Genomic DNA, 20,970 nt, shown 5'->3' with positions numbered 1-20,970 from the left:
GACGGACGGGAGGCACGGTGCCAGCTGGCACCGTGCCTCCCGTCCGTCACGCCGGTGACGTTCCGTCCCATCGCGACCGACCTGGGATGCCGATCCGCGCATCGGAAGCCGGATCTCCGGTCCTCCCATGCGCGGATCGGCCTCCTGTGCGCGGATCAGTCTCCGACGCGCGGATCGGAGTGCGAGGTGCGGGCGGGGGCTGGGCGGGCGGGGGCCGGGCGGGCGGGGACCAGCTTCAGGCCGACGACGCAGCCGACGATCCCGGCGATGAACAGCAGGCGCAGGACCGTGACGGGCTCCACTCCGGTTGCCATGCCCCACAGCACGGTGAGCGCGGCGCCGGTGCCCGTCCACACGGCGTACGCGGTGCTGATCGGGATGTGCCGCAGCACGTAGCCGAACGCCACGAGGCTGACGACGATCGTGACGGCGAAGACGGCCGTCGGACCCGGCTGGCTGAAGCCGTCGCTCGCGCCGAGGGCGGTCGCCCAGACGGTCTCGAGCGCGGCGCTGACGAACAGGACGAGCCACGCCACCTCAGCTCACCACCTTGAGGCCGACCACGCAGGCGACCAGACCGAGCACGAGGGCGACCCGGGCCAGCGACGCGGCCTCCTGACGGCGCAGGATCGCGACGACCACGGTCAGCGAGGCGCCGATCCCGACCCAGACGGCGTAGGCCGTACCGACCGGGATCGCCTGCATCGCGAACGCCAGGCCGACCATGCTCAGCGCCATGCCGGCGACGAACACGATCGTCGGGACCACCTTCTTGAATCCGTTCGACGCACTCAGCGCGGTGGCCCACACCGCTTCGAGCACGCCGGACGCCACCAGGACCAGCCAGGCCATGGGAAGCTCCTCTCCTCGTTCCGGCGTGAGTCGCACGAGTGTGCGACTCTTACCGGACCGACGGTAGCACGACTCGCACGACCGTGCGAGTATGGACGGATGACCACGCGCGAAGACCTCGAGCAGCGCCGCGTCGACGTGTCCGACGCCGCGTGCCGCGTGCTCGCCCGGGACGGCCTCGGCGCGCTGAGCGTCCGGGGCGTCGCGGCCGAGGCCGGGCTGCCGCCGAGCACCGTCCGGTACGTCTTCCCGACCCAGGCCGCGATGCGCGAGCACGCCATCACGCTCGTGTTCGACCGCACGCGGGAGCGCATCGACGCGATCCCCGCCGGGCTGCCGGACGACGAGACCGCGCGGCGGATCCTGGTCGAGCTCCTGCCGCTCGACGACGAACGCATCGTCGAGCTCGACGTCTACCTGGCGCTCGGGAACGCGGCGCTGACGGACGACGCGCTCCGGCCGGCCCTCGACCGGGTGGTCGCCGAGATGCGCGCCTGGTGCGACCGGATCGTCGCGCTGGTCGGGGTGCCCGAGGACGACCGCGTCGACGAGGCCTGTCGGCTGCACGCCCTCGTGGACGGGCTCTGCGTGCACGTCACACGCCTGGCCCCGGGGGAGTCCGGCGAGTGGGCGATCGCGCTGCTCGACCGGCACCTGACGGGCCTGCCCACGGCCTGAGGCCCGGCACCGCGCGGCTCGGCGGGAGCAGACGTGCTCCTCGCCTATCCTGTCCCGGTGACGAGCGCCCCCACTCGCCCCACCCCGACCCGCACGCTCACCGGCCCCGGCCTGGTGCTCGGTGCCGTCGTGGTGCTGCTCGCCGTGCGCGTCGCGTCGCCGAGCGTCGGGACGACCGGGCTACCGGACGTCGTGCAGGACTTCCTGACGCTGGCGATCAGCGTCGTGGTCGAGTCGCTGCCGTTCGTCGTGCTCGGCATCGTGCTGTCGATCGTCGTCGAGGTGTGGGTGCCCGTCGGCGTGCTCGAGAAGCTGCTGCCCGAGCGCCCGCTGCCCCGGCGCGCGGTGATCTCGCTCATCGGGATGCTCTTCCCGGTGTGCGAGTGCGGCAATGTCCCGCTGGCCCGCGGGCTCATGCTGCGCGGCTTCACCCCGGCGGAGGCGGTCACGTTCCTGGTCGCGGCACCGATCCTCAACCCCCTCGTCATCATCAGCACAGCGCAGGCCTTCGGGTGGTCCGGCTGGATCCTGGTCGTGCGCATCGTCGGCGGGTTCGTGCTCGCGAACCTGGTCGGGTGGATCGTCGCCGCGCACCGCCGCCCGGCCGAGCTGCTGCTGCCCGCGTTCGAGGCCCGGTGCCGCGCAGCCGTCGGCGCACCGCGGGCCCGGAACCGCTGGCGGGAGAGCGCGGCGCAGTTCGGCGGCGAGACCGCGACGATGATGCCGGCGCTGTTCGTCGGCGCCGGACTCGCCGCGGCGATCCAGGTCGCGGTGCCCCGGTCCACCCTCGTCGCGATCGGGGCGAACCCGGTGCTGTCCGTCGCGGCGATGATGCTCCTCGCCATGACGGTGTCGCTCTGCTCGAACGTCGACGCGTTCTTCGCCCTGTCCTTCGCCTCGACCTTCCTGCCGGGGTCGATCACGGCGTTCCTGCTCATCGGGCCGATCATCGACGTGAAGATGATCGCCCTGCTCCGGACGACCTTCCGGGCGCGCTTCCTGGTGCTGCTCGCCGTCGTCTGCACCCTGTTCACGGCAGCGGTCGGGTTGGTGATGAATGTCCTCGTCTGACAAGGGCCCCGCGTACCTGGGGCTCGGATCGGTGCTCGCGGTCGCACTGTGCACGCTGTGGCTCGCCGCCGTCGGGCACCTCGACCTGTACATCAACCCGCGGTACGACGTCTTCACGATCGTGCTCGCGGCGGTGGCGGTCCCGGCCGCGGTCGCGGGGCTCGTGGTGGTCGCACGCGGTCACGGGCACCGGCACGACGACGAGGCCGACGACGACCACGGCGACCACCACGACGGGCACGGCGGCCACGGCGCGTCCACCGCGCCGAACCGCCGCCGGGTCCTCGGCCGGGTGCTCGGCGGTGCGGCGGCGCTCGTCACCGTCGGGGTCACGGTCGCGATGCTCGTGCTGCCGCCGGCGACCCTGTCGGCCCGGACGGCGCAGCAGCGGAGCGTGGACACCCCGACGCTGTCGAACGCCACCGGGACGCAGGACGTCGCGCTCCTCGGCAGTGCCGGCGTCGACACCTCGCAGTACGGCGTGAAGGACTGGGCCGCGGTGATCCGCCAGACCACCGACACCTCGTCGCTCGTCGGCAAGCCCGTGCGGCTCACCGGGTTCGTGGTCCCCGGCGCCGACGGCACGTTCACCCTCACGCGCTTCGTGATCAGCTGCTGCGCCGTCGATGCCCAGCCCGTCGGACTCGGGGTCGTCACCGACGGCACCGTGCCGGACGCCGACCAGTGGGTCCGGGTCGAGGGCAAGCTCGCGGCGAACCCCGACCCGTCGGCCGACGCACGGAGCGTCATCCGGGCCGCGAGCGTCACCCGGATCGCCCAGCCGTCGGACCCGTATGAGTACTGACCGCACCCCGGAGCTGCGCCGCCGGCCGCGCGACCGGTTCCGCCGCCGGCTCGTCGCGTCGCTGACGGTCTTCGTGCTCGTCGGCGCCGTCGCCGCGGTGATCGGCGCGCAGCAGGGCCCGCGGCTGCGCGAGGTCACCTACGACCCGAGCGGGCTGGTGTCCCGGCCGGCGCAGCGGGTGATCCTGACCGCGAACCAGGCGCTGCAGCGCGTGTCCGCCGGGGACGTGACGGTGACCCCGGCGGCCGCACACACGGTGACGTCGAGCGGCAACACCATCGCCGTCGAGTTCGCCGGACCCCTCGCCTACGACCGCTCGTACGAGATCGCCGTGGCCGGCGTGCGGGCACCCGGGCAGCCCGCGACGTCGGAGCTCCGCACGACGATCCGGACGGGCAGCACCGACGTGCTCGCGCTCGTCCCGGCCGCGAGCCGCACGAGCGGGACGAGCGGGACGAGCGGCACCGCGGGGAGCGCCGGCAAGGACCGGATCGTCCGCCGATCCCTCGACGCCGGCGGTGCGACGACCGTCTACCAGGCCGCCGACATCACCGAGTACGCCCGGCTCGGCCGCTCCCTGGTGGTCGTGAGCGGCACCGACGGCCGGTCCGCCGTCGACATCGTCTCGCTCGCGGGCGGCGTCCAGGACCCGTCCGCGCCCGTGGAGCACCTCACGCTGCCGACCGCCGAGGGCCGCGTCACCGCCCTGCACGTCGCCGACGACGGCGCGTCCTTCGGGTTCGAGTACGCGGACACCACGACCGGGCAGTCCCGGGACGTCGGCCTGTACGTCGTGGACATGACCGGCACGCACCTGCCGACCGCCGTCGCCGCGGACGGCAAGCCCACCGCCGGCGCCGTCCCGATGACCGTCGCGCAGTGGGCGTACGTCCCGCGGACCGAGCGGGCCCTCGTCCGGACCGGCTCGGACGACCTCGTGCTCGTCGACGTCAGCGGGCAGACCGACCCCGTGCGGCTCGGGAGCGCCACCTACCTGCACGGCTTCGTGGGCACGGGGACGACGGCCGTGGTCGAGACGGGCACGGGGGTCGTCCGCCTCGACCTCACGGACGGGAAGCGCACGCCCCTGGCCGCGCCGCCGGGGAGCACCGACGCCGCCTACCTCGGGCGGATCGCCCAGCTCGACGACGACACCTACGTGCGGGTGGTGGGCGACGTGCGTGCGGACGGGACCCTCGCCCAGCGGATCCTGCGCGTGGACGCGAGCCGAGCCTCCCGGCTGCCCGTCGTCGTGCCCGCGGACGCGAGCATCACCGCGGTCTGCCCGTCGCCGAACGGGCAGTTCCTCGCCGTCGCGACGAAGTCGGCGACGAGCGACCTGGTGAGCATCGTCGACGCGTCCTCCGGGGCGCTCGAGGCGAGCATCGACGCGGCCTCGGTCGACTGGTGCGGCGCGCTGCCCTCCGGCGACGAGATCAGCTGACACGCGGCGCGCGCGGCAGCAGCGCCGCGCGATCCCGGCACCGCGCAGCGCAACACCGGCAGCCAGCAGCGCGCCGCGTCAGCGCCGCAGGGTCTGCTTCGGGTACTCCTCGAACCGCCGCAGGTACTCGCCCGAGAACCGGCCCATGTGCGTGAACCCCCACCGGACCGCGACGTCCGCGACCGACACCGTGCCCGGCTCGGACCGCAGCAGGTCGTCGTGGGCGCGGCGGAGCCGGACCTCGCGCAGGTACTCCATCGGCGTGCGCTCGAGCACCCGCTGGAAGGACTCCTGCAGCCCGCGGACGCTCAGGTCCGCCGCCCGCGCGATGTCCGACACCGTGAGCGGCTCGTGCGCGCGGGAGTGGATCGTCTCGACGGCCGCACGGACACGGACGTTCCGGTGCTCGCCCCAGCCGACCGGGGCCGTCTCGCCGTGGAAGCGGTACAGGTCGAGCAGGGCGCGGACGACGTCGCGCTGCGCCTCGTGCCAGGCGAGGGACTCGGCACCCTCGTCGCGCAGTGCCCGCACCGAGCCGCCGACGGCAGTCCGCCACCGGTCCACTGCGGCGGCGTCCGGCGGGGTGAAGCGGTCGAACGCGAGCGTGCCGTCGACCAGGTACCGCTCCGACGCGACGTCGAGCACCAGGTCGCGGTCCAGGTGCACGAGCCGCTGGTCCCAGTCGCGGTACTCCATGTCGAAGCGCTGCTCGATCGGGAAGAGCGTCGGGACACCCGGCTGCATGCGGACCGCGTTGCGCCCCACGTCGACGGTCGCGGACCCCGAGTCGATCCACTGCACGACGACCTGCCCCTCGACGGCGACGTCGCCGCGCAGGGAGCCGTGCATCTGGGAGCGCCGGATGCTCATCCGGTCGTCGCCGATCGCCACGTAGCGGTACCAGTAGTCGTCGTCGACGTGCGACGAGTGCCAGGACTTGCCGGCGTACATGCCCGCGAGGTCGGCGACCGCCGCGTCGGTGTCCGTGCCGGACACCGAGACCAGGGACCGGGGTCCCTCGTTCGCCGTGGAGGTCATCGGCCCAGCCTCCCCCCGCGTGCCCGGACCGCGCAGCGTGTCGCGTGGGTCGGACTCGTCGGTCGCGTTCCGCGGACAAGGGCCGCGCGCGCCGGACAGGCGGGATGACGAACGGGAGGCGCGGTGCCAGCCGGCACCGCGCCTCCCGTCCGTCGACTGGTCGCGTCGCGGACGCGACCCGTCGTGCTGACTAGGCCAGCGTCGCGGTGTCGATCACGAAGCGGTACCGGACGTCCGAGGAGAGCACGCGCTCGTAGGCCTCGTTGATCTGGTCCGCCGAGATGAGCTCGGTCTCCGGCAGGATGCCGTGCTCGGCGCAGAAGTCGAGCATCTCCTGGGTCTCGCGGATGCCGCCGATGGCCGAGCCCGCCCAGCTGAGGCGACGCGGGATCAGGGCGAAGGCGGGGACCTCGAGCGGCTCGGACGGGGCACCGACGTTGACCATCGTGCCGTCGACCTTGAGCAGGCTCAGGTACGCGCCGACCGGGATCTTCGCCGAGACCGTGTTGATGATGAGGTCGAACGAGCCGCGGAGCTCCTCGAACGTCTTCGGGTCCTTCGTCGCGAAGTGGGCGACCGCGCCGAAGCGGAGCGAGTCCTCCTGCTTCGAGGTGGTCTGCGACAGGACGGTGACCTCGGCGCCGAGGGCCGACGCGATCTTCACGCCCATGTGGCCGAGCCCGCCGAGGCCGACGATCGCGACCTTCTTGCCGGGGCCGGCACCCCAGTGGTGCAGCGGCGAGTACAGGGTGATGCCCGCGCACAGCAGCGGGGCGACGCGCTCGATGTCGAGCGACTCCGGGACGCGGAGGACGAAGTCCTCGTTCACGACGACGGCCTCGGAGTAGCCGCCCTGGGTGATCGATCCGTCGGCGGGGTCGACGCCCGCGTAGGTCTGGATGTTGCCCTTCAGGCAGTACTGCTCCTCGCCGGCGACGCAGTTCTCGCACTCGCCGCAGGAGTTCACCATGCAGCCGACGCCGACACGGTCGCCGACCTGGTGCTTCGTGACGTCGCTGCCGACGGCGGAGACGTGGCCGACGATCTCGTGGCCGACGACCTGCGGGTACTGGATCTCGCCCCACTCGCCGCGGACGGTGTGGATGTCCGAGTGGCAGATGCCGGCGTAGGCGATGTCGATCTCGACATCGTTCGGGCCGAGGTCACGGCGGGTGATGGTGGTCTTGACGAGCGGCTCGGTGGCCGACGGTGCCGCGTACGCGTTGACGGTGCGCATTGGTCTCCTCGTGGTGGTGCTTCGCGGGCCGGGTGCGGCCCGCCGACCAGTGTGGTCCCGCGTCCTGGGGACAGGGGGGTTGCGATGGGGTCCCCCTGCCGGGAGCGGGCGGGCGTGTCCCAGGGGTGCGGGGCGGGCGCCGAGTCGCTCGGCGCTTCGCGCTCAGCGCTCCGCGCTTCGCGCTCAGCGCTCCGCGCTTCGCGCTCAGCCGACGAGCCGCGCGAGCCGCTGGCCCGCCACCGTCGCGAACCGCAGCGGGTACCGCAGGGCGTCGTCCGGCTCGCCGGTCGTCTGCGTCGCGAGCACCACGAGCGAGGCCGCGGCCGTGAAGGCGTCGAGCGGAGCGTCCACCTCGCCGGCCACGAGCAGCGCGGTGGCGGCGGGAGCGTGCGCGTCCCGGAGCGCCAGCACGACCGACGGCACCTTGCCCGCCGCGCTCTGCTCGTCGAAGCGGCCCTCACCGGTGACCACCACGTCGGCCCCGTCGAGCAGCCCGGGCAACCCGAGCAGGTCCGCGACCGCACGGGCTCCGGGGACGAGCGTCGCACCCCACGCGAGCAGCCCGAAGCCCACGCCGCCGGCCGCTCCGGCCCCGGGGGACGTCGGGTCGACCGCGGGGAACCGGGCGGCCCACTCGGCCAGCCGGGCGTCCACCGCGGCGATCCGGTCGACCGGCAGGCCCTTCTGCGGGCCGAAGACGGCGGCGGCGCCGGTGGGTCCGAGCAGCGGCGACACGACGTCGGTGAGCACGACGACCCCACCAGGGGGCAGCGGCCGGAGACCGCCGGCGGCGGCGCTCGCCGCGCCGTCCGCGCCGCCCACGTCGCCCGCGTCGCCCGCGTCCAGCCCCAGCGCCTCGAGCACCGGTCGCCCGCCGTCGGTCGAGGCGCTCCCGCCGATCCCGAGCACGAGCCCCGTCGCACCGGCGTCGAGCGCCGCGGCGATCGCCTCGCCGAAGCCGCGGCTCGTCGCCGTCTCCGGCCGCAGCACGCCGCCGAGGAGCGGCAGTCCGCTCGTCGCCGCGAGCTCGACGACCGCCCGACCGTCCGGCAGCCGCAGCCAGTGGGTGCCGACCGGCTGGCCGTCCGGCCCGGTCACCCGGACCGGCACCCGTTCGGCGTCCGGGTACGCGACGGCGAACGCGTCGAGCGTGCCCTCGCCCCCGTCAGCCATCGGCACGAGCACCAGGTCGTCGTCGGGACGCTCGGTCAGCCAGCCGTCACGTACCGCCCCCGCGACGTCGACCGCGGTCGCGGTGCCCTTCAGGGAGTCCGGAGCGATGACGACGCGCACCCGACCACGCTAGCGGGATCCGAGCGCGAAGCGGGGGTGCGGCGCCCCACCGGTCGCCAGGTCCGCCACCAGCTCGCCGAGCAGCGGCGCGAACTTGAACCCGTGCCCGGAGAACCCGGTCGCGACCGTCAGCGGGCCTCGTCGGTCGATCACGAAGTCCTCGTCGGGGGTGGTGTCGTACAGGCAGCTGATGAAGGTCGGCCGGCTCGCGTCGACCCCGGGGACGTACCGCGCCACGTAGGCCTGTAGGCGCGCGGCTTCGTCCGGTCGAGGGGCGAAGTCCCGGTCGTCCGGGTCGACGACCGGTCCCGTCCCGTGGAACCCGACCTTGACGCCCTCGCCCGGGGTGAGCAGGCCGTACACGTCGTCGCCGTCGGCCCAGTGCACGAAGCTCGGCCATGCCTCGTCCGGCAGGCGGCTTGGGAAGTGGGCGGGCTGCTCCTGGGTGACGCGGACGGGCGGGAGGCGCGCCCCGCGTCCGGCGAGCACCGTGCCGACCAGCGTGGGGGCCCACGACCCGGTGGCCGCGACCACGGACCGGCTGCGGATCGTCCGTGGTGCGTGGGAACCCGGTCCGCCGCCGTCGAGGGTCAGGGTGAGCTCGTCGCCGTGGTCCTCGACCTGCGTGACCCGCGTGCCGAACCGGAACTCGGCGAGGCCGGTCCGCTCGGCGAGCCGCAGGAAGGTCTCGATCGCGACCGCCGACCGGATCCGGCCCGCCGTCGCGTGGGCGAGGACGTGCCCCTCGAACGCGATCCCCGGCCAGCGTGCCGCGGCGTCAGCGGGGGAGAGGCGCTCGTGCGGGATGCCTCCGTCCGCCAGCGCGGCGGCGATCGCGTCGACGACCTCGGGACGCCCGTGGTCGACCGCACCGGTCCGGTCGAGCAGCGTCTCGCCCGACTCCCGCTCCAGCGCGTCCCAGAGCGCGAGCGCCCGGGTCGTCAGCGCGACGTACTCCCGGTCGGTGTAGCCCTGCCGGAAGATCCGGGTCGCCCCGTGCGACGATCCCCGGTCGTGGCCGCGGGCGTGCTGCTCGACGAGCAGGACGCGCTCGCCGCGGGCCGTCAGCGCCCACGCCGTCGCGACGCCGACGACCCCGCCGCCGATCACGACGTGCGTGGTGGGCTCGGCGCTCGCGGTGCGTTCCATGCGTCGAGGGTAGTCGCGGCACACGGCACGGATTCCGGACAGACCATCCGGCGCGGTGTAGGCGAACACACATCTGCGCGACCTACGGTTCCGGGAAGCGCGAACGCGTGTACTCCCGGACCGGTCGAAGGACCGCTCACCTCGAAGAGATCGGTCCGATGACGACGATCCCGCTCGCCCCCGGCTTCACCCGCACCCGTCCCGGGAACGGCGGCCGCTCCGGCACCTCCACCTACTCCGCACTCCTCGCGCAGGTCAAGGACCACGGTCTCCTGCGCCGCCGCCGCGGTTTCTACTGGTCGCTGTTCGGCGGCCTCGTCGCCACCCTCGCGCTGGCGTGGGTCGTGTTCTCGTTCCTCGGTGACTCGTGGTTCCAGCTGATCGTCGCGGGGGTGCTCGGCGTGCTGTTCACGCAGTTCGCGTTCCTGTCGCACGAGGCCGCGCACCGTCAGGTGTTCGCGTCGCAGAAGTGGAACGACCATGCCGGCCGCTGGGTCGGCACGTTCCTGGTGGGCTTGAGCTACTCGTGGTGGATGAACAAGCACACCCGCCACCACGGCAACCCGAACACCGTCGGCAAGGACCCGGACATCGAGCCGGACGGCATCCGGTTCCTGCCCGAGGACGCCGCTGCGGCCAAGGGACCGTTCATGCGCACCTTCCTGCGCTTCCAGGGCTGGCTGTTCTTCCCGCTGCTGACGCTCGAGGGCGTGAACCTGCACCGGCACGCGGTGGTCTCCGTCGTCCGTGGCGCCGGTGGCCGTCCGGACACGAAGGGTCGCGTGCTCGAGGGCACGCTGCTCGTGGCGCGGTTCGCGATCTACCTGACGGTGGTGTTCTGGTTCCTGCCGTTCGGGATGGCGTGCGCGTTCCTGGGTGTGCAGCTGGCGGTGTTCGGGGTGATGATGGGCGCCTCGTTCGCGCCGAACCACAAGGGCATGCCCACCATCGCGCACGACGCGAAGGTCGACTTCTTCTCCCGGCAGGTGCGGACCTCCCGCAACATCCGTGGCGGCTGGTGGGTGTCGTTCCTGATGGGTGGTCTGAACTTCCAGGTCGAGCACCACCTGTTCCCCTCGATGCCCCGGCCGGCGCTCCGGCAGGCGCGGCTGCTCGTGCGGGACCACTGCGACACCCTCGACGTGCCCTACACCGAGACCACACTGCTGCGGTCGTACGGCATCGTCGTCCGCTACCTCAACCGTGTCGGCCTGACCGCCCGCGACCCCTTCGCCTGCCCGATGGTCGCGCAGCTCCGCATCCACTGACCCGGTCCGCTGCGCCCGGGCGTCGGTCCCGGCGTAGCGACGCAGTAGAGCGTCAGTGCGGCCGGTCGAACGACCGGATGTCCGCCGGGACCGCCGACACCGACCCGCGCACCCGCACGGGCATCGGGACCAGGTGCTCGGCCGGCACCAGGTCGGGCTGCAGCAGCAGCCGGACGGCCAGGGCGCCCATCGCCTCGTAGGGGAGCGCGGCCGTCGTCAGGGTCGGCTCCAGGTAGAGCGCGATGTCGTCGTCGTCGAACGACACGATCGAGACCTGGTCCGGCACCGACAGGCCCACCTCGGCCAGCGCGCGGTAGACACCGAACGCCAGTCGGTCGTTCAGTGCGATCACGGCGGCGGGGCGTCGACCCGCGGCGAGCAGGTCGCGCATCGCGGCGTACCCGTGGTCGGGGTCCCACGGATGGCAGTCGACCTCGGCCACCGGCACGACCCCGTGTGCGTCGAGCGCCGTCGTGATGCCGTCGAGCCGTCGTTCGATCGCGGCGGTGCTCCACTCGACGGTCGCCGATCGGTCCCGCCCGATCAGGACGACGTCGTCGGTGTGCCCGGCGTCGAGCAGCAGCCGCACGATCTCCTCGCCGCCGGCGCGCTCGTCGGCGAGCACGGTCGCCGTGGGTCGGGTCGCGACGGCGTTGAGCATCACCGTCGGGATACCCCCGCCCACGTCGGGCAGGTCGACGGGGTGCGGTCGGATCGACGCGTAGACCAGGCCGTCGACCTGGTGGTCGATGAGGACCCCGAACGCCGCGGCCATCGCGTCCTGCTGGTCCTCGGTCTCGGTGATGAACAGCACGTGGCCCTGCCGCTTCGCCTCGGCCAGGGCACCGCGGATCATGCCGCTGCCGAACCGGTCGGTGGTGATCGCCTCGGACACCAACCCGATGACCCCGGAGCGACGGGTCGTCAGCGACCGCGCGGTCAGGTTCGGGCGGTACCCGAGCTCGCCCGCCGCGGCACGGATGCGCGCGGCGGCGTCCGCCGACACCCGGGATGCGGGGTGGTCGTTGAGCACCTGCGAGACCGCTGCCTTCGACAGGCCGACCTGTTGGGCCACGTCCGAGAGCGTGACGCGTCGCGCGCTCACGGCAACTCCGCGGACTGTTTGCGCATTCGCTCATCATACGGGCTTGACAGCAGGTGGTGAACCGGTACACCATTCGTGATCAACCGGTTCACCAACGTGGGTGCAACCGATGATGACCTCGATGAAGAGTGGTGCCGAGCAGTGTGTGACCTCCTCCTGACCGACCCTGACCGTCTGTGCGGTGCGCCGTGCTGAGGGTGCCCGACCACTGGGTGTGGGACTTCTGGTTCGCCGACGACGGCGCTCGCCACCACGTGTTCTTCCTGCAGGCGCCGACAGCCCTGGGAGACGAGGGCCGACGCCACCGCGCCGCCCGCATCGGCCACGCCGTGAGCGACGACCTCGTCCACTGGGAGCGGGCTGAGCAGCCGTTCGGCCCCGGGTCCGGCGACGACCACGACGCGACGACGACGTGGACCGGCAGTGTCGTCCGCGGCGACGACGGCCTGTGGCGGATGTTCTACACGGGCACCCGGTTCCTCGCCGACGAGCCCGACCACACGAACGTCGAGACCGTCGGTGTCGCCGTGTCCGAGGACCTCCGCACCTGGGTCAAGCGCCCGGGCCCGGTGACCCGGGCCGACGCCCGCTGGTACGAGACGCTCGGCGCCGCACCGGACGCCGACGGCGCGGTCTTCCGCGAGGAGGCCTGGCGCGACCCCTGGGTGTTCCGGGACCCGGCGGGGGACGGCTGGCACATGCTCGTCACCGCGCGCACGAACGCGGGCCCCCTCGACGAGCGCGGGGTGATCGGCCACGCGGTGTCCACGGACCTCGAGCACTGGGAGGTCCGACCGCCGCTCAGCAGTCCGGGCTCCGGCTTCGTCCACCTCGAGGTCCCGCAGGTCGTCCAGGTGCAGGGCCACTGGTTCCTGCTGTTCTCGTGCCCGGCCGAGGCGCTGAGCCCCGTGCACCCCGCCGCGGACACCACCCCCGGGACGTGGGCGATGCCGATCGACGACCCGACCGGTCCCTTCGACGTCACCCGCGCGGTCCCGCTCACGGACGCCACCCGGTACTCGGGCCGACTCGTGCAGCGCCGCGACGATTCGTGGGCCCTGGTGACCTTCGAGAACGGCGCCCCGGGCGAACCGCTGCCCGGCGTGCTCACCGACCCGGTCGACGTCGACGTCGTGGACGGCCAGCTCGTCCTGCGTGCGACCACGTCCGCGGGCGCGGCTGCGCGCTGACCCCGACCCCGACCCCTCACTTCCCCTCCACACCCCTCCGGCTCCACGGCGCAGCGCCTGCGACCCGGAGGTCCCGACCCGAAGAACCCCTCCAGAGGAGAACCATGAACACCAAGCACATCGCCCGTCGATCGGGGGTGGCCATCGCGGTGCTCGCGGTCGCCGCCGCCGCACTCACCGGCTGCTCGGCCGGTTCCGGATCCGGCAGCGCTGCCGGCGACGGCACCGGCGACATCACCGTCTGGGGCCACCAGGGCCAGACGAGCGAGGTCACCGCGATCCAGGACACCGTGAAGTCCTTCAACGCGTCGCAGAAGAAGGTGCACGTCACGCTCAAGCTGATCTCGGGCGACACCTACACGAGCACCGTCACGAACACCCCGACGAACAAGCTCCCCGACGTGCTCGAGATGGACGGCCCGACGCTCGCGAGCTACGCCTACAACGGCAAGCTCGCCCCGCTGACCGACTCCGTGTCGAAGTCGACCGTGTCGAACGCCACCGACGGCTCGATCGCCGAGGGCACGTACGACGGCAAGCTGTACGGCCTCGCCCAGTACAGCTCGGCGATGGGGCTGTACGGCAACAAGAAGCTGCTCGAGGCCGCGGGGGTCTCGATCCCGTCGTCCCCGTCCGAGGCCTGGACCCCGGAGCAGTTCTCCGACGCGCTCAAGAAGCTCGCCGCCGCGAACTCGTCGGGCAAGTCGCTCGACCTGTCCGAGTCGGCGCTCAACGGCGAGTGGGGCACCTACGGCTTCTCGCCGATGCTGCAGTCCGCCGGCGGCAACCTCATCAAGGGCGACAAGGCGTCCGGCGTGCTCGACTCGTCCGACTCGGTGAAGGCCCTCGAGGACATCGCGTCCTGGAAGCCCTACGTCGACTCGAACACCGACGGCAACGCGTTCCCGAACGGCCGCGTCGCGCTGAGCCTGAGCGGCCACTGGAACTACCCGACCTACTCCAAGGCGATCGGCAGCGACCTGGTCGCCTTGCCGCTGCCGAACTTCGGCGACGGCGAGAAGGTCGGCGCCGGCTCGTGGACGTGGGGCATCGGCTCGTCGACCAAGCACGGCAAGGCTGCCGGCGCGTTCCTCGACTACCTGCTCAACGACGCCAACGTGAAGGCCATCACCGAGGCGAACGGCGCCCCCGCGGCGACCAAGTCGGCGTTCTCCGCGCAGAGCGTCTACCAGTCCGGCGGCGGCCTCGCCCTCTGGGGCCAGCAGCTGGAGCAGTCGTGCCCGGCGACCGCGATCACGAAGAGCTGCATCGCCGTCTACCGCCCGGTGACCCCGGGGTACCCGGTCATCACGTCGAAGTTCGCCAGCGCGCTGTCCGCGGTCTGGGGCGGCGCCGACGCGAAGGAGCAGCTGACCACGGCTGCGAAGTCGATCGACCAGGCCTACTCGGACAACAACGACTACAAGTGATCGGCCGTGGGGGCGTCGGAGTCCGACGCCCCCACCCCCGGTCACCCCGCAGAACCAGGAGACCAGGAGTCCTCGTGACCAGCACGACCACCCCGCCGCCGGCCGCGCCGGCTGCACCGATCGCCGAACGGCGTCGCCGGGTTCCCCGGCAGCTCCGTCGGCAGCGCAGCGACCTCGTCGCGGGGCCGCTCATGGCCCTGCCCGCGATGGCCGGCATCGTCCTCTTCATCGCCGTCCCGTTCGTCGCGGCCATCGGGCTGTCGTTCTTCAACGTGCAGCTCGGCTCGCCGCGCCCGCCGACCTTCGTGGGGTTCAGCCAGTACGTCCGGCTGTTCACCGACCCGGTCGAGGCGCCGCAGTTCCTCCGCGCGCTCGGGAACAACCTGTTCTTCGCGGTGGTCGTCATCCCGCTGCAGACCGGCCTCGCGCTCGTCTTCGCGGTCCTGCTCAACCAGCAGCTCAAGGGCATCCGGTTCTTCCGCACGTTCTTCTTCATGCCGGTCGTCTTCCCGATGGCCCTCGTCGCCGTGATCTGGCGCGTGATCCTCGACCGGAGCGGCAGCGGTCTGCTCAACAGCGCGGTCGAGACCGTCACCGGGGGAGCGGTCGGCCCGCACGACTGGCTCGGCTCCGGTGCCACCGCGATGCTGTCCGTCATCGCCCTGTCGATCTGGCAGGGCGTCGGGTTCCAGATGGTCATCATCCTGGCCGCGCTGCAGGAGATCCCCGAGGAGCGGTACGAGGCGGCTCGACTGGACCGGGCGAACCGGTTCCAGCAGTTCGTGCACATCACCGTGCCAGGTGTCCGCAACACCCTGATCTTCGTGGTGCTGCTCACCACGATCTTCGCCTTCCGCGTCTACGACCAGGTGTACATCCTGATCACCACCGCCGGGGGCAACGAGAACGCCCTCCGCACCGTCCTGTACCAGGCCACGAACGCGATCATCACCGAGAACAGCGTCGGTCGCGCCACCGCGATCTCCGTCGTGCTCTTCGTGATCATCGTCGTCGTCGCCCTGGTCCAGCGCGCCGTGCTCCGACAGAGGAGTGAGAGTTGACCACCATCCGCCCCCGCCGCGTGGCGTCCAAGGCCGGGTCCTACGCGATCCTGATCGTGCTGTCGGCGCTCATGTTCGCGCCCGTCTACTACCTGCTGCTCGGCAGCTTCAAGCCGAGCAGCGAGGTGCTCGACGGCTTCACCGGCTTCCTGCCGATCCACCTGTCGCTCGACAACTACCGCGGGGTCTTCCGGGCACTCGACTCGGACGCCACGGGGTACTTCTGGCAGTTCATGACGAACTCGGTGCTCATCTCGCTCGTGGTCGTCGTCGGCGGACTCGTCGTCAACGCCATGGCCGGCTACTCGTTCGCACGGCTGCAGTGGAAGGGCAAGAACCTGGTGTTCCTGCTCGTCGTGCTGCTCGTCATCGTGCCGTTCGAGTCCGTCGCGGTCCCGCTGCTGTACCTGCTCAACGGACAGCGGGACACCCTGGTGGTGCAGATGATCCCGTTCATCGCGAACGCGTTCTCGATCTTCTTGTTCTACACGTTCTTCCTCAACCTGCCGAAGAGCGTCGAGGAGGCCGCACGGCTCGACGGCCTCGGCGCCTTCGGCACGTTCGTCCGCGTGGTCGTCCCCAACGCCCGCCCGGTGTTCGCGACCGTGGCGATCCTGACGTTCCTGAGCTCGTGGGGGTCGTACCTCTGGCCGTCGATCGTCACGTCGGACCCGACCGCCCGCCCGCTGCCGCTCGAGATCAGCGTGTTCTCCGGGCAGGAGCCCGTCGACTGGGGGCAGACCTTCGCGTTCGGCACCCTGCTGGTGCTGCCCGTGCTGATCGTCTTCCTCGCGTTCCAGCGGTACTTCATCCAGAGCGTCGCCGGATCGGCCGTCAAGGGATGACGCTCGACCCGCAGGTCCGTGAGCTCCTCGCGCGCCTGGCGGAGGAGGGCGGAGCGGGCGGTCCCGCGACCGTCGCGGGCCAGCGCGCGCAGGCCGCGCGGTTCGCGGCCCTCGCCGGTCCGCCGGTCCGGGTCGGTCGGGTCGACGACCGCACCGTCCCGACCGAGCACGGCCCGGTGCCGGTCCGGGTCTACACCCCGCCCGAGCCCGAGCCCGAGCCCGAGCCCGAGCCCGAGCCCGAGCCAGAGCCCGAGCCCGAGCCAGAGCCAGAGCCGGAGCCGGAGCCGGAGCCCGACCTGGTCCCGGACCCGAACCGGGACCAGGACCGCGCGCTGCCCGTCACCGTGTTCCTGCACGGTGGCGGATGGGTGCTCGGCGACCTCGACAGCCAGGACCACCTCGCACGGGTCGTGTGCGCCCGCGCGCGGTGCCTGGTCGTCTCCGTCGACTACCGACTCGCCCCCGAGCACCCGTTCCCGGCCGCGGTCGACGACGCCGAGGCCGTCACGACCTGGGTCCTCGATCACGCCGACGAACTCGGCGGCGACCCCGAGCGCGTGGCGCTGTTCGGGGAGAGCGCGGGTGGGAACCTCGCGGCGGTCGTGGCGCAGTCCCTGCGGAGTCGTCCGGGCCCACGGCCGGTGTTCCAGGTCCTCGTGCACCCGGTGGTCGACCACGCGGACGACAGCGAGTCGATGCGCGTGCACGCGGACGGCCCGGTCCTCACGGCGGCGCAGATGGACTGGTTCTGGGACACCTCCCTCGGACCGGACGGCGACGGGTCCGACCTGCGGGCCTCCCCGCTCCGGTCGCCGGACCTGCGCGGCGTCGCCCCGGCACTCGTGGTGTCGGCCGCGGTCGATCCGCTGCTGGGGCAGGGCACCCGCTACGTCGCGGCGCTCCGGGCCGCCGGGGTCGCGGTCGACCACGTCGTCGTCCCGGGGGTCCCGCACGCGTTCCTCTCCTTCACCGGGCACGTCGACCGCTCGCGCCGCGCGCTCGAGGACGTCGCCGACGCGCTCGCGTCCGCCTTCGCGCGCACCTGATCCAACAGGCCCGGCCCCGTCGGACCCGGCCCCACACCGGACGGGAGGCACGTGGCGGGCCCGCCACGTGCCTCCCGTCCGGTGTGCACCCGCCCTGCGGACCGGGCGCAACGCGCGCCCCGGTTCAGGACCCCGGGGTCAGTCGGTAGACCAGCCCGGCGGTGTCGTCCGTGACGTACAGGCTGCCGTCCGGGCCGGGCACGGCGTCCACCGACCGACCCCACCGCGACCCGTCGTCGTCCTGGAACCCCTCGACGATCGTGCGCGGCCGGCCGAGGGTGTGCGCGGTGTCGTCCCAGGCGCTGTACGACACCGACGGTGGCCGCGGTGGCTCCCGGTCCCACGACCCGTGCGTCGTGACGAGTGCCCCGTCCGCGTACGCCGCGGGCAGGGCGCTCCCGCGGGTGAACACGAACCCGACCGGGGCGCTGTGCGCGGGGAGCCCGACCATCGTCGGGGTGACGGTGGCGCAGTCGAGGGCCTTGCCGTCGGGGTTGTTCGCCGGGTCGTCGACGTACCCGAGGTCGAGCAGGTCGGGCTTCCCACGGGAGTCCGGCTGGCAGAACGGCCACCCGAGCTCGGCCCCCGCCGTGATCCGCGTCACCTGGTCGTCCGGGTGCTCGTTCACGTAGGCCTGCACGCGCTGCCCGTAGTGCCCGCTGCCGTCGTGGAACGGGTACGGCTGCTGGTCGGCCTGGTTCACGGCGGCGAAGAGCGTGCCGTCCGGCGCGTGCGCGAGCCCCTCGCCGTTCCGGACCCCGGTGGCCAGCAGCGTGTTCCCGGTCCCGTCGAGCCGCACCTGCCGGATCACCGCGCGGTCGGGGTGGTCGCGGCGATCGGCGCCGTCGCTGTTCGACGCGGAGCCGATGTCGTAGGCGACCACGCCGTTCCGCACCGCGACGAACTTGCCGCCGTGCCCGCCGGTCGGCAGTCCGTCGACCAGGACCCGGTGGTCGCCGAGCGTCCCGCCGTCGTAGCGCCAGGCCTCGATGCGGGTCGCCTCGCCGAGCACCACGACGGTCCGGCCGTCCTGCTCGGTCACCGCGACGCCCTGCGGGTCGTCGAGTCCGGTCGCGAGCCGGTGCACGGTCGGCGCCCGGACCCCGCCGCGCGGCTCGAGGCGCAGCAGCTCCCCTTCGGAGCCGGTGGTCAGGAGCATGCTGCCGTCGGGGAGCCACGCGGCCATCCGCGCACCGGGGGCGTCCGCCCAGACCTCGGCGCGCCAGCCGCCGGGCACGCGCAGGGAGCGCCCCGCAGCGCGTCCGGCGCGCGCGCCGTCCGCAGTGGTCAGCCGCACGGTGTGCAGTCCGGGCGCCGGGTTCCCGGTCCTGGCCGCGGCCGCGGAGGGCGCCGCCTCGGGCGGTGCGGACGTGCACGACGCGATGCCCACCATGACGAGCGCCACCGCGGCGGCGCTGCCCAGGACCCTGCTCATCCGCTCCACAGCGGCAGGCTAGGCCGGGTTCGTCGCGGCCGGCACGCGAGTGCGCCAGCCGGACCGCCGTCGGCCGGACAAGCCCACGGGACGGACGGGAGGCCCGGGGCGGGCCCGCCACGGGCCTCCCGTCCGGTGGGTCGCCGGCTTTGGAGCGGAGCGCTGCGCGCTCAGATCGCGCCGGCGATCGACCAGAACTCGGGGCCCGGCTTGCTGATGAGGCGCTGGTCCGCGAACGAGCCGTCGGCGAACGTGAGGCGCGCGACCGGAACCCCGCCCTGCGCGGTCTTCCCGGTGTCGACGATCGACGCGACCTGCGCCCGCGGGATCGTCACGAGGTGCTCCGCGGGGAGCTGATTGCCCGTCATCCCGAGGTCCCACATCGACAGGGACTGCTCGCTGATGACCATCAGGTAGGGGCCGGCCTCGTTCGGCAGGGTGCGGGCGGTGGAGCCCTCCTCGCCGCCGGTGTGCTGCGACCGCGAGACGGCCGTCTCGACCGCCGAGGTGACGAGGTTCATGAGCCGGCCGTCGACGCCGACGCCGCCACCGCCACGCTTGAAGCCGCTCGGGACCACCTGGCTGTGGACGAGCACGCGGTCGCCGTCCGAGAGCAACCGGCCGATCTCGGACGCGACGTCGATCGCCGGGCCGGTGAAGAGCGCCTTGTACTTGTCCATCAGTCCCATGGGTCCTGCTCTCGTCGGGGAGTGCGCCGGTCGCGCTCCGTCGGCAAGAACCGTAGTGGCGGGGGATTTCTGTGGGGAAGCGCTTACATTTGTGGGGCCACGGTCTCGTTCTCCGGAAGGCGGGGTCGGCCGGGGGGTCTGCGTCCGTCGCTATCCTCGATGGCACGCGACCGACGAGGGAGGACTCGATTCGGGCATCCAACATGCGCTTCGGCGTGCACGGCAGGTCGTCGCAGCGACGATGAACCCGACGATCCCGATGTCCGGCTTCGACTGGGTCGGTCCGGACGGAACCGTCGACGAGGGGGCGTTGTCGGAGACCAGGCAAGCGATCGAGCTCCTGCTGACCGACCGTGCCGTCCTGCACGTCGGACGGATCAGCGCGCTACCGACGGAGGCGAGCAAGCGCCAGGAGCTCTCGAACGCGATCGTGCGGACGGTGTTCGATCGGCTCCCCGCCCGGCGGAGCGTGCCCGAGGAAGCGCTGAACGCTGCACTCGCGATGTTCGTCGAGGACGTGGCACTGGTCCGACGCGATGCGGTCGATGCGGGTGTGCTCAGCCGGTCGCCGGACGGTGCCGCGTACCGTCTCGCGTCGGAGTGAGCGACGCTGTCGCTGCACCCACCTGCGCTCCGAGCCCGGCGGCAAGCACGTGAGCGTCCTCGAGCGGCAGCCACCGACAGGTCCAGCTGACGGCTTCTCCGTCGTCTGAGCGGAAGCGTTCACCCGCCCGCCAACGCTCCGCGATGTCCGATCCTGGCAGTGCCATGGGGAAGAAGTGGCGCACCGCGATCTCATCTCTGACGGGGCGCAGGTCGTACCGCTGCGGGGCTGCCTCACCGTTCTGCCGGACCGCTGTGATCATTCTCATCGTGGACATACTCCCACAATGGGAATATGCTCGCAGCGTGAGCACACCTGAACTCCGCGAGCCAGCCTTCTGGGTCCTGACCACGCTCGCTCGTGGGCGGGCGCACGGCTACGGGATCATCCAGTCCGTCGCCGAACTCTCCGCCGGCAACGTCGCGCTCGCCGTGACGACGCTCTACAAGACCCTGGAGCGACTCGAGTCGGACGGTCTCGTGGAGGGAGCCGGAGACGAGGTCATCGGCGGGCGTCTCCGGCGCTACTACGCGCTCACCTCGGCAGGGACGCGACGTCTGGAGGACGAGACCGACCGGCTCGCCCTCAAGGTACGAGCACTCGAAGCCGGACTCCGCCGACCGTCCGTCGCACCCGGTCGGGCGTTCGGAGCATGACCAGCGCGCTGGAGCGCCGGTACCGTCGCCTCCTCGGGTGGTACCCCCGTTCGTGGCGGGCCGTCCACGGTGAA

21 protein-coding genes are annotated in these 20,970 nt (G+C 72.6%); 12 read left to right on the top strand and 9 right to left on the bottom strand.

What is annotated here, in order from left to right:
- Positions 1–155: 155 nt before the first annotated feature.
- A complete protein-coding gene (locus tag HUN58_RS09835) occupies positions 156–536 on the bottom strand; it encodes a multidrug efflux SMR transporter (RefSeq protein WP_114850367.1) in 381 nt (126 codons plus the stop codon).
- Between the two features lies 1 nt (position 537).
- A complete protein-coding gene (locus HUN58_RS09830) occupies positions 538–852 on the bottom strand; it encodes a multidrug efflux SMR transporter (RefSeq protein ID WP_114850366.1) in 315 nt (104 codons plus the stop codon).
- Between the two features lie 99 nt (positions 853–951).
- Here HUN58_RS09830 and HUN58_RS09825 point away from each other — a divergent pair, with 99 nt between their 5' ends.
- Genes HUN58_RS09825 through HUN58_RS09810 form a run of 4 tightly spaced genes read left to right on the top strand, consistent with a single transcriptional unit; the run spans position 952 to position 4,850 of the window.
- The gene (locus HUN58_RS09825) at positions 952–1,530 is read left to right on the top strand and encodes a TetR/AcrR family transcriptional regulator (protein WP_114850365.1); all 579 of its coding nucleotides are present in this window, start codon (positions 952–954) and stop codon (positions 1,528–1,530) included.
- A 57-nt stretch (positions 1,531–1,587) separates the two neighbouring features.
- Positions 1,588–2,601, top strand: coding sequence for a permease (locus HUN58_RS09820; protein WP_141860034.1), 1,014 nt, complete (start codon positions 1,588–1,590; stop codon positions 2,599–2,601).
- A complete protein-coding gene (locus tag HUN58_RS09815) occupies positions 2,588–3,406 on the top strand; it encodes a TIGR03943 family protein (protein ID WP_180225756.1) in 819 nt (272 codons plus the stop codon). Before HUN58_RS09820 ends, HUN58_RS09815 begins: the two co-directional genes overlap by 14 nt.
- Positions 3,396–4,850 (top strand): hypothetical protein, encoded by a 1,455-nt coding sequence (locus tag HUN58_RS09810; protein ID WP_180225755.1) that lies wholly within the window; start codon positions 3,396–3,398, stop codon positions 4,848–4,850. Before HUN58_RS09815 ends, HUN58_RS09810 begins: the two co-directional genes overlap by 11 nt.
- A 78-nt stretch (positions 4,851–4,928) precedes the next feature.
- Here the strand turns inward: HUN58_RS09810 and HUN58_RS09805 are convergent, their stop codons facing one another.
- From HUN58_RS09805 to HUN58_RS09790, 4 genes are all read right to left on the bottom strand, one after another.
- Entirely contained in the window at positions 4,929–5,888 is a 960-nt protein-coding gene (locus HUN58_RS09805) for a helix-turn-helix domain-containing protein (protein ID WP_180225754.1), read from the bottom strand.
- 190 nt (positions 5,889–6,078) lie between these two features.
- The gene (locus tag HUN58_RS09800) at positions 6,079–7,125 is read right to left on the bottom strand and encodes an NAD(P)-dependent alcohol dehydrogenase (RefSeq protein WP_058743303.1); all 1,047 of its coding nucleotides are present in this window, start codon (positions 7,123–7,125) and stop codon (positions 6,079–6,081) included.
- A gap of 204 nt (positions 7,126–7,329) precedes the next feature.
- Complete coding sequence (locus HUN58_RS09795) at positions 7,330–8,418, bottom strand: glycerate kinase (RefSeq protein ID WP_180225753.1); 1,089 nt, start codon at positions 8,416–8,418, stop codon at positions 7,330–7,332.
- A gap of 9 nt (positions 8,419–8,427) precedes the next feature.
- On the bottom strand, positions 8,428–9,567 hold the full coding sequence (locus HUN58_RS09790) for an FAD-dependent oxidoreductase (RefSeq protein WP_180225752.1): 1,140 nt from the start codon (positions 9,565–9,567) through the stop codon (positions 8,428–8,430).
- 158 nt (positions 9,568–9,725) lie between these two features.
- On the opposite strand from HUN58_RS09790, the gene HUN58_RS09785 reads away from it, so the two are divergent.
- Positions 9,726–10,835, top strand: a complete 1,110-nt coding sequence (locus HUN58_RS09785; protein ID WP_180225751.1) for an acyl-CoA desaturase — start codon at positions 9,726–9,728, stop codon at positions 10,833–10,835.
- A gap of 52 nt (positions 10,836–10,887) precedes the next feature.
- Here HUN58_RS09785 and HUN58_RS09780 read toward each other — a convergent pair whose 3' ends face one another.
- The gene (locus HUN58_RS09780) at positions 10,888–11,910 is read right to left on the bottom strand and encodes a LacI family DNA-binding transcriptional regulator (RefSeq protein WP_208738882.1); all 1,023 of its coding nucleotides are present in this window, start codon (positions 11,908–11,910) and stop codon (positions 10,888–10,890) included.
- Between the two features lie 227 nt (positions 11,911–12,137).
- On the opposite strand from HUN58_RS09780, the gene HUN58_RS09775 reads away from it, so the two are divergent.
- The 5 genes from HUN58_RS09775 to HUN58_RS09755 all read left to right on the top strand — a co-directional run bounded on the left by HUN58_RS09775 (position 12,138) and on the right by HUN58_RS09755 (position 17,512).
- Entirely contained in the window at positions 12,138–13,130 is a 993-nt protein-coding gene (locus HUN58_RS09775; protein WP_254631660.1) for a glycosyl hydrolase family 32, read from the top strand.
- 104 nt (positions 13,131–13,234) lie between these two features.
- A complete protein-coding gene (locus tag HUN58_RS09770) occupies positions 13,235–14,560 on the top strand; it encodes a sugar ABC transporter substrate-binding protein (protein WP_141860054.1) in 1,326 nt (441 codons plus the stop codon).
- A gap of 74 nt (positions 14,561–14,634) precedes the next feature.
- On the top strand, positions 14,635–15,621 hold the full coding sequence (locus HUN58_RS09765; protein WP_229666874.1) for a carbohydrate ABC transporter permease: 987 nt from the start codon (positions 14,635–14,637) through the stop codon (positions 15,619–15,621).
- On the top strand, positions 15,618–16,466 hold the full coding sequence (locus HUN58_RS09760) for a carbohydrate ABC transporter permease (protein WP_208738883.1): 849 nt from the start codon (positions 15,618–15,620) through the stop codon (positions 16,464–16,466). Before HUN58_RS09765 ends, HUN58_RS09760 begins: the two co-directional genes overlap by 4 nt.
- Positions 16,463–17,512 (top strand): alpha/beta hydrolase, encoded by a 1,050-nt coding sequence (locus HUN58_RS09755; protein WP_208745487.1) that lies wholly within the window; start codon positions 16,463–16,465, stop codon positions 17,510–17,512. Before HUN58_RS09760 ends, HUN58_RS09755 begins: the two co-directional genes overlap by 4 nt.
- A gap of 124 nt (positions 17,513–17,636) precedes the next feature.
- Here the strand turns inward: HUN58_RS09755 and HUN58_RS09750 are convergent, their stop codons facing one another.
- A complete protein-coding gene (locus HUN58_RS09750; RefSeq protein ID WP_208745486.1) occupies positions 17,637–18,947 on the bottom strand; it encodes a sorbosone dehydrogenase family protein in 1,311 nt (436 codons plus the stop codon).
- Between the two features lie 170 nt (positions 18,948–19,117).
- Entirely contained in the window at positions 19,118–19,636 is a 519-nt protein-coding gene (locus HUN58_RS09745; protein ID WP_208745485.1) for a hypothetical protein, read from the bottom strand.
- A gap of 241 nt (positions 19,637–19,877) precedes the next feature.
- Between HUN58_RS09745 and HUN58_RS09740 the strand changes: the two genes are divergently transcribed.
- Positions 19,878–20,240, top strand: a complete 363-nt coding sequence (locus HUN58_RS09740) for a DUF2087 domain-containing protein (RefSeq protein ID WP_208745484.1) — start codon at positions 19,878–19,880, stop codon at positions 20,238–20,240.
- A gap of 305 nt (positions 20,241–20,545) precedes the next feature.
- Positions 20,546–20,896: a PadR family transcriptional regulator gene (locus HUN58_RS09735; RefSeq protein WP_174779026.1), complete on the top strand. Its 351-nt coding sequence runs from the start codon at positions 20,546–20,548 to the stop codon at positions 20,894–20,896.
- Positions 20,897–20,970: the final 74 nt, after the last annotated feature.

This window comes from Curtobacterium sp. Csp1 (assembly GCF_013347185.1).
Note: the sequence above shows the minus strand (reverse complement) of the source record. Positions and strands in the feature narration are given on the sequence as shown.

Coding starts and splice junctions, on each gene's coding strand:
- HUN58_RS09830 (WP_114850366.1), bottom strand. CDS start 852: ATGGCCTGGCTGGTCCTGGTGGCGTCCGGCGTGCTCGAAGCGGTGTGG.
- HUN58_RS09825 (WP_114850365.1), top strand. CDS start 952: ATGACCACGCGCGAAGACCTCGAGCAGCGCCGCGTCGACGTGTCCGAC.
- HUN58_RS09815 (WP_180225756.1), top strand. CDS start 2,588: ATGTCCTCGTCTGACAAGGGCCCCGCGTACCTGGGGCTCGGATCGGTG.
- HUN58_RS09810 (WP_180225755.1), top strand. CDS start 3,396: ATGAGTACTGACCGCACCCCGGAGCTGCGCCGCCGGCCGCGCGACCGG.
- HUN58_RS09805 (WP_180225754.1), bottom strand. CDS start 5,888: ATGACCTCCACGGCGAACGAGGGACCCCGGTCCCTGGTCTCGGTGTCC.
- HUN58_RS09800 (WP_058743303.1), bottom strand. CDS start 7,125: ATGCGCACCGTCAACGCGTACGCGGCACCGTCGGCCACCGAGCCGCTC.
- HUN58_RS09790 (WP_180225752.1), bottom strand. CDS start 9,567: ATGGAACGCACCGCGAGCGCCGAGCCCACCACGCACGTCGTGATCGGC.
- HUN58_RS09785 (WP_180225751.1), top strand. CDS start 9,726: ATGACGACGATCCCGCTCGCCCCCGGCTTCACCCGCACCCGTCCCGGG.
- HUN58_RS09770 (WP_141860054.1), top strand. CDS start 13,235: ATGAACACCAAGCACATCGCCCGTCGATCGGGGGTGGCCATCGCGGTG.
- HUN58_RS09755 (WP_208745487.1), top strand. CDS start 16,463: ATGACGCTCGACCCGCAGGTCCGTGAGCTCCTCGCGCGCCTGGCGGAG.
- HUN58_RS09750 (WP_208745486.1), bottom strand. CDS start 18,947: ATGAGCAGGGTCCTGGGCAGCGCCGCCGCGGTGGCGCTCGTCATGGTG.
- HUN58_RS09745 (WP_208745485.1), bottom strand. CDS start 19,636: ATGGGACTGATGGACAAGTACAAGGCGCTCTTCACCGGCCCGGCGATC.
- HUN58_RS09740 (WP_208745484.1), top strand. CDS start 19,878: ATGAACCCGACGATCCCGATGTCCGGCTTCGACTGGGTCGGTCCGGAC.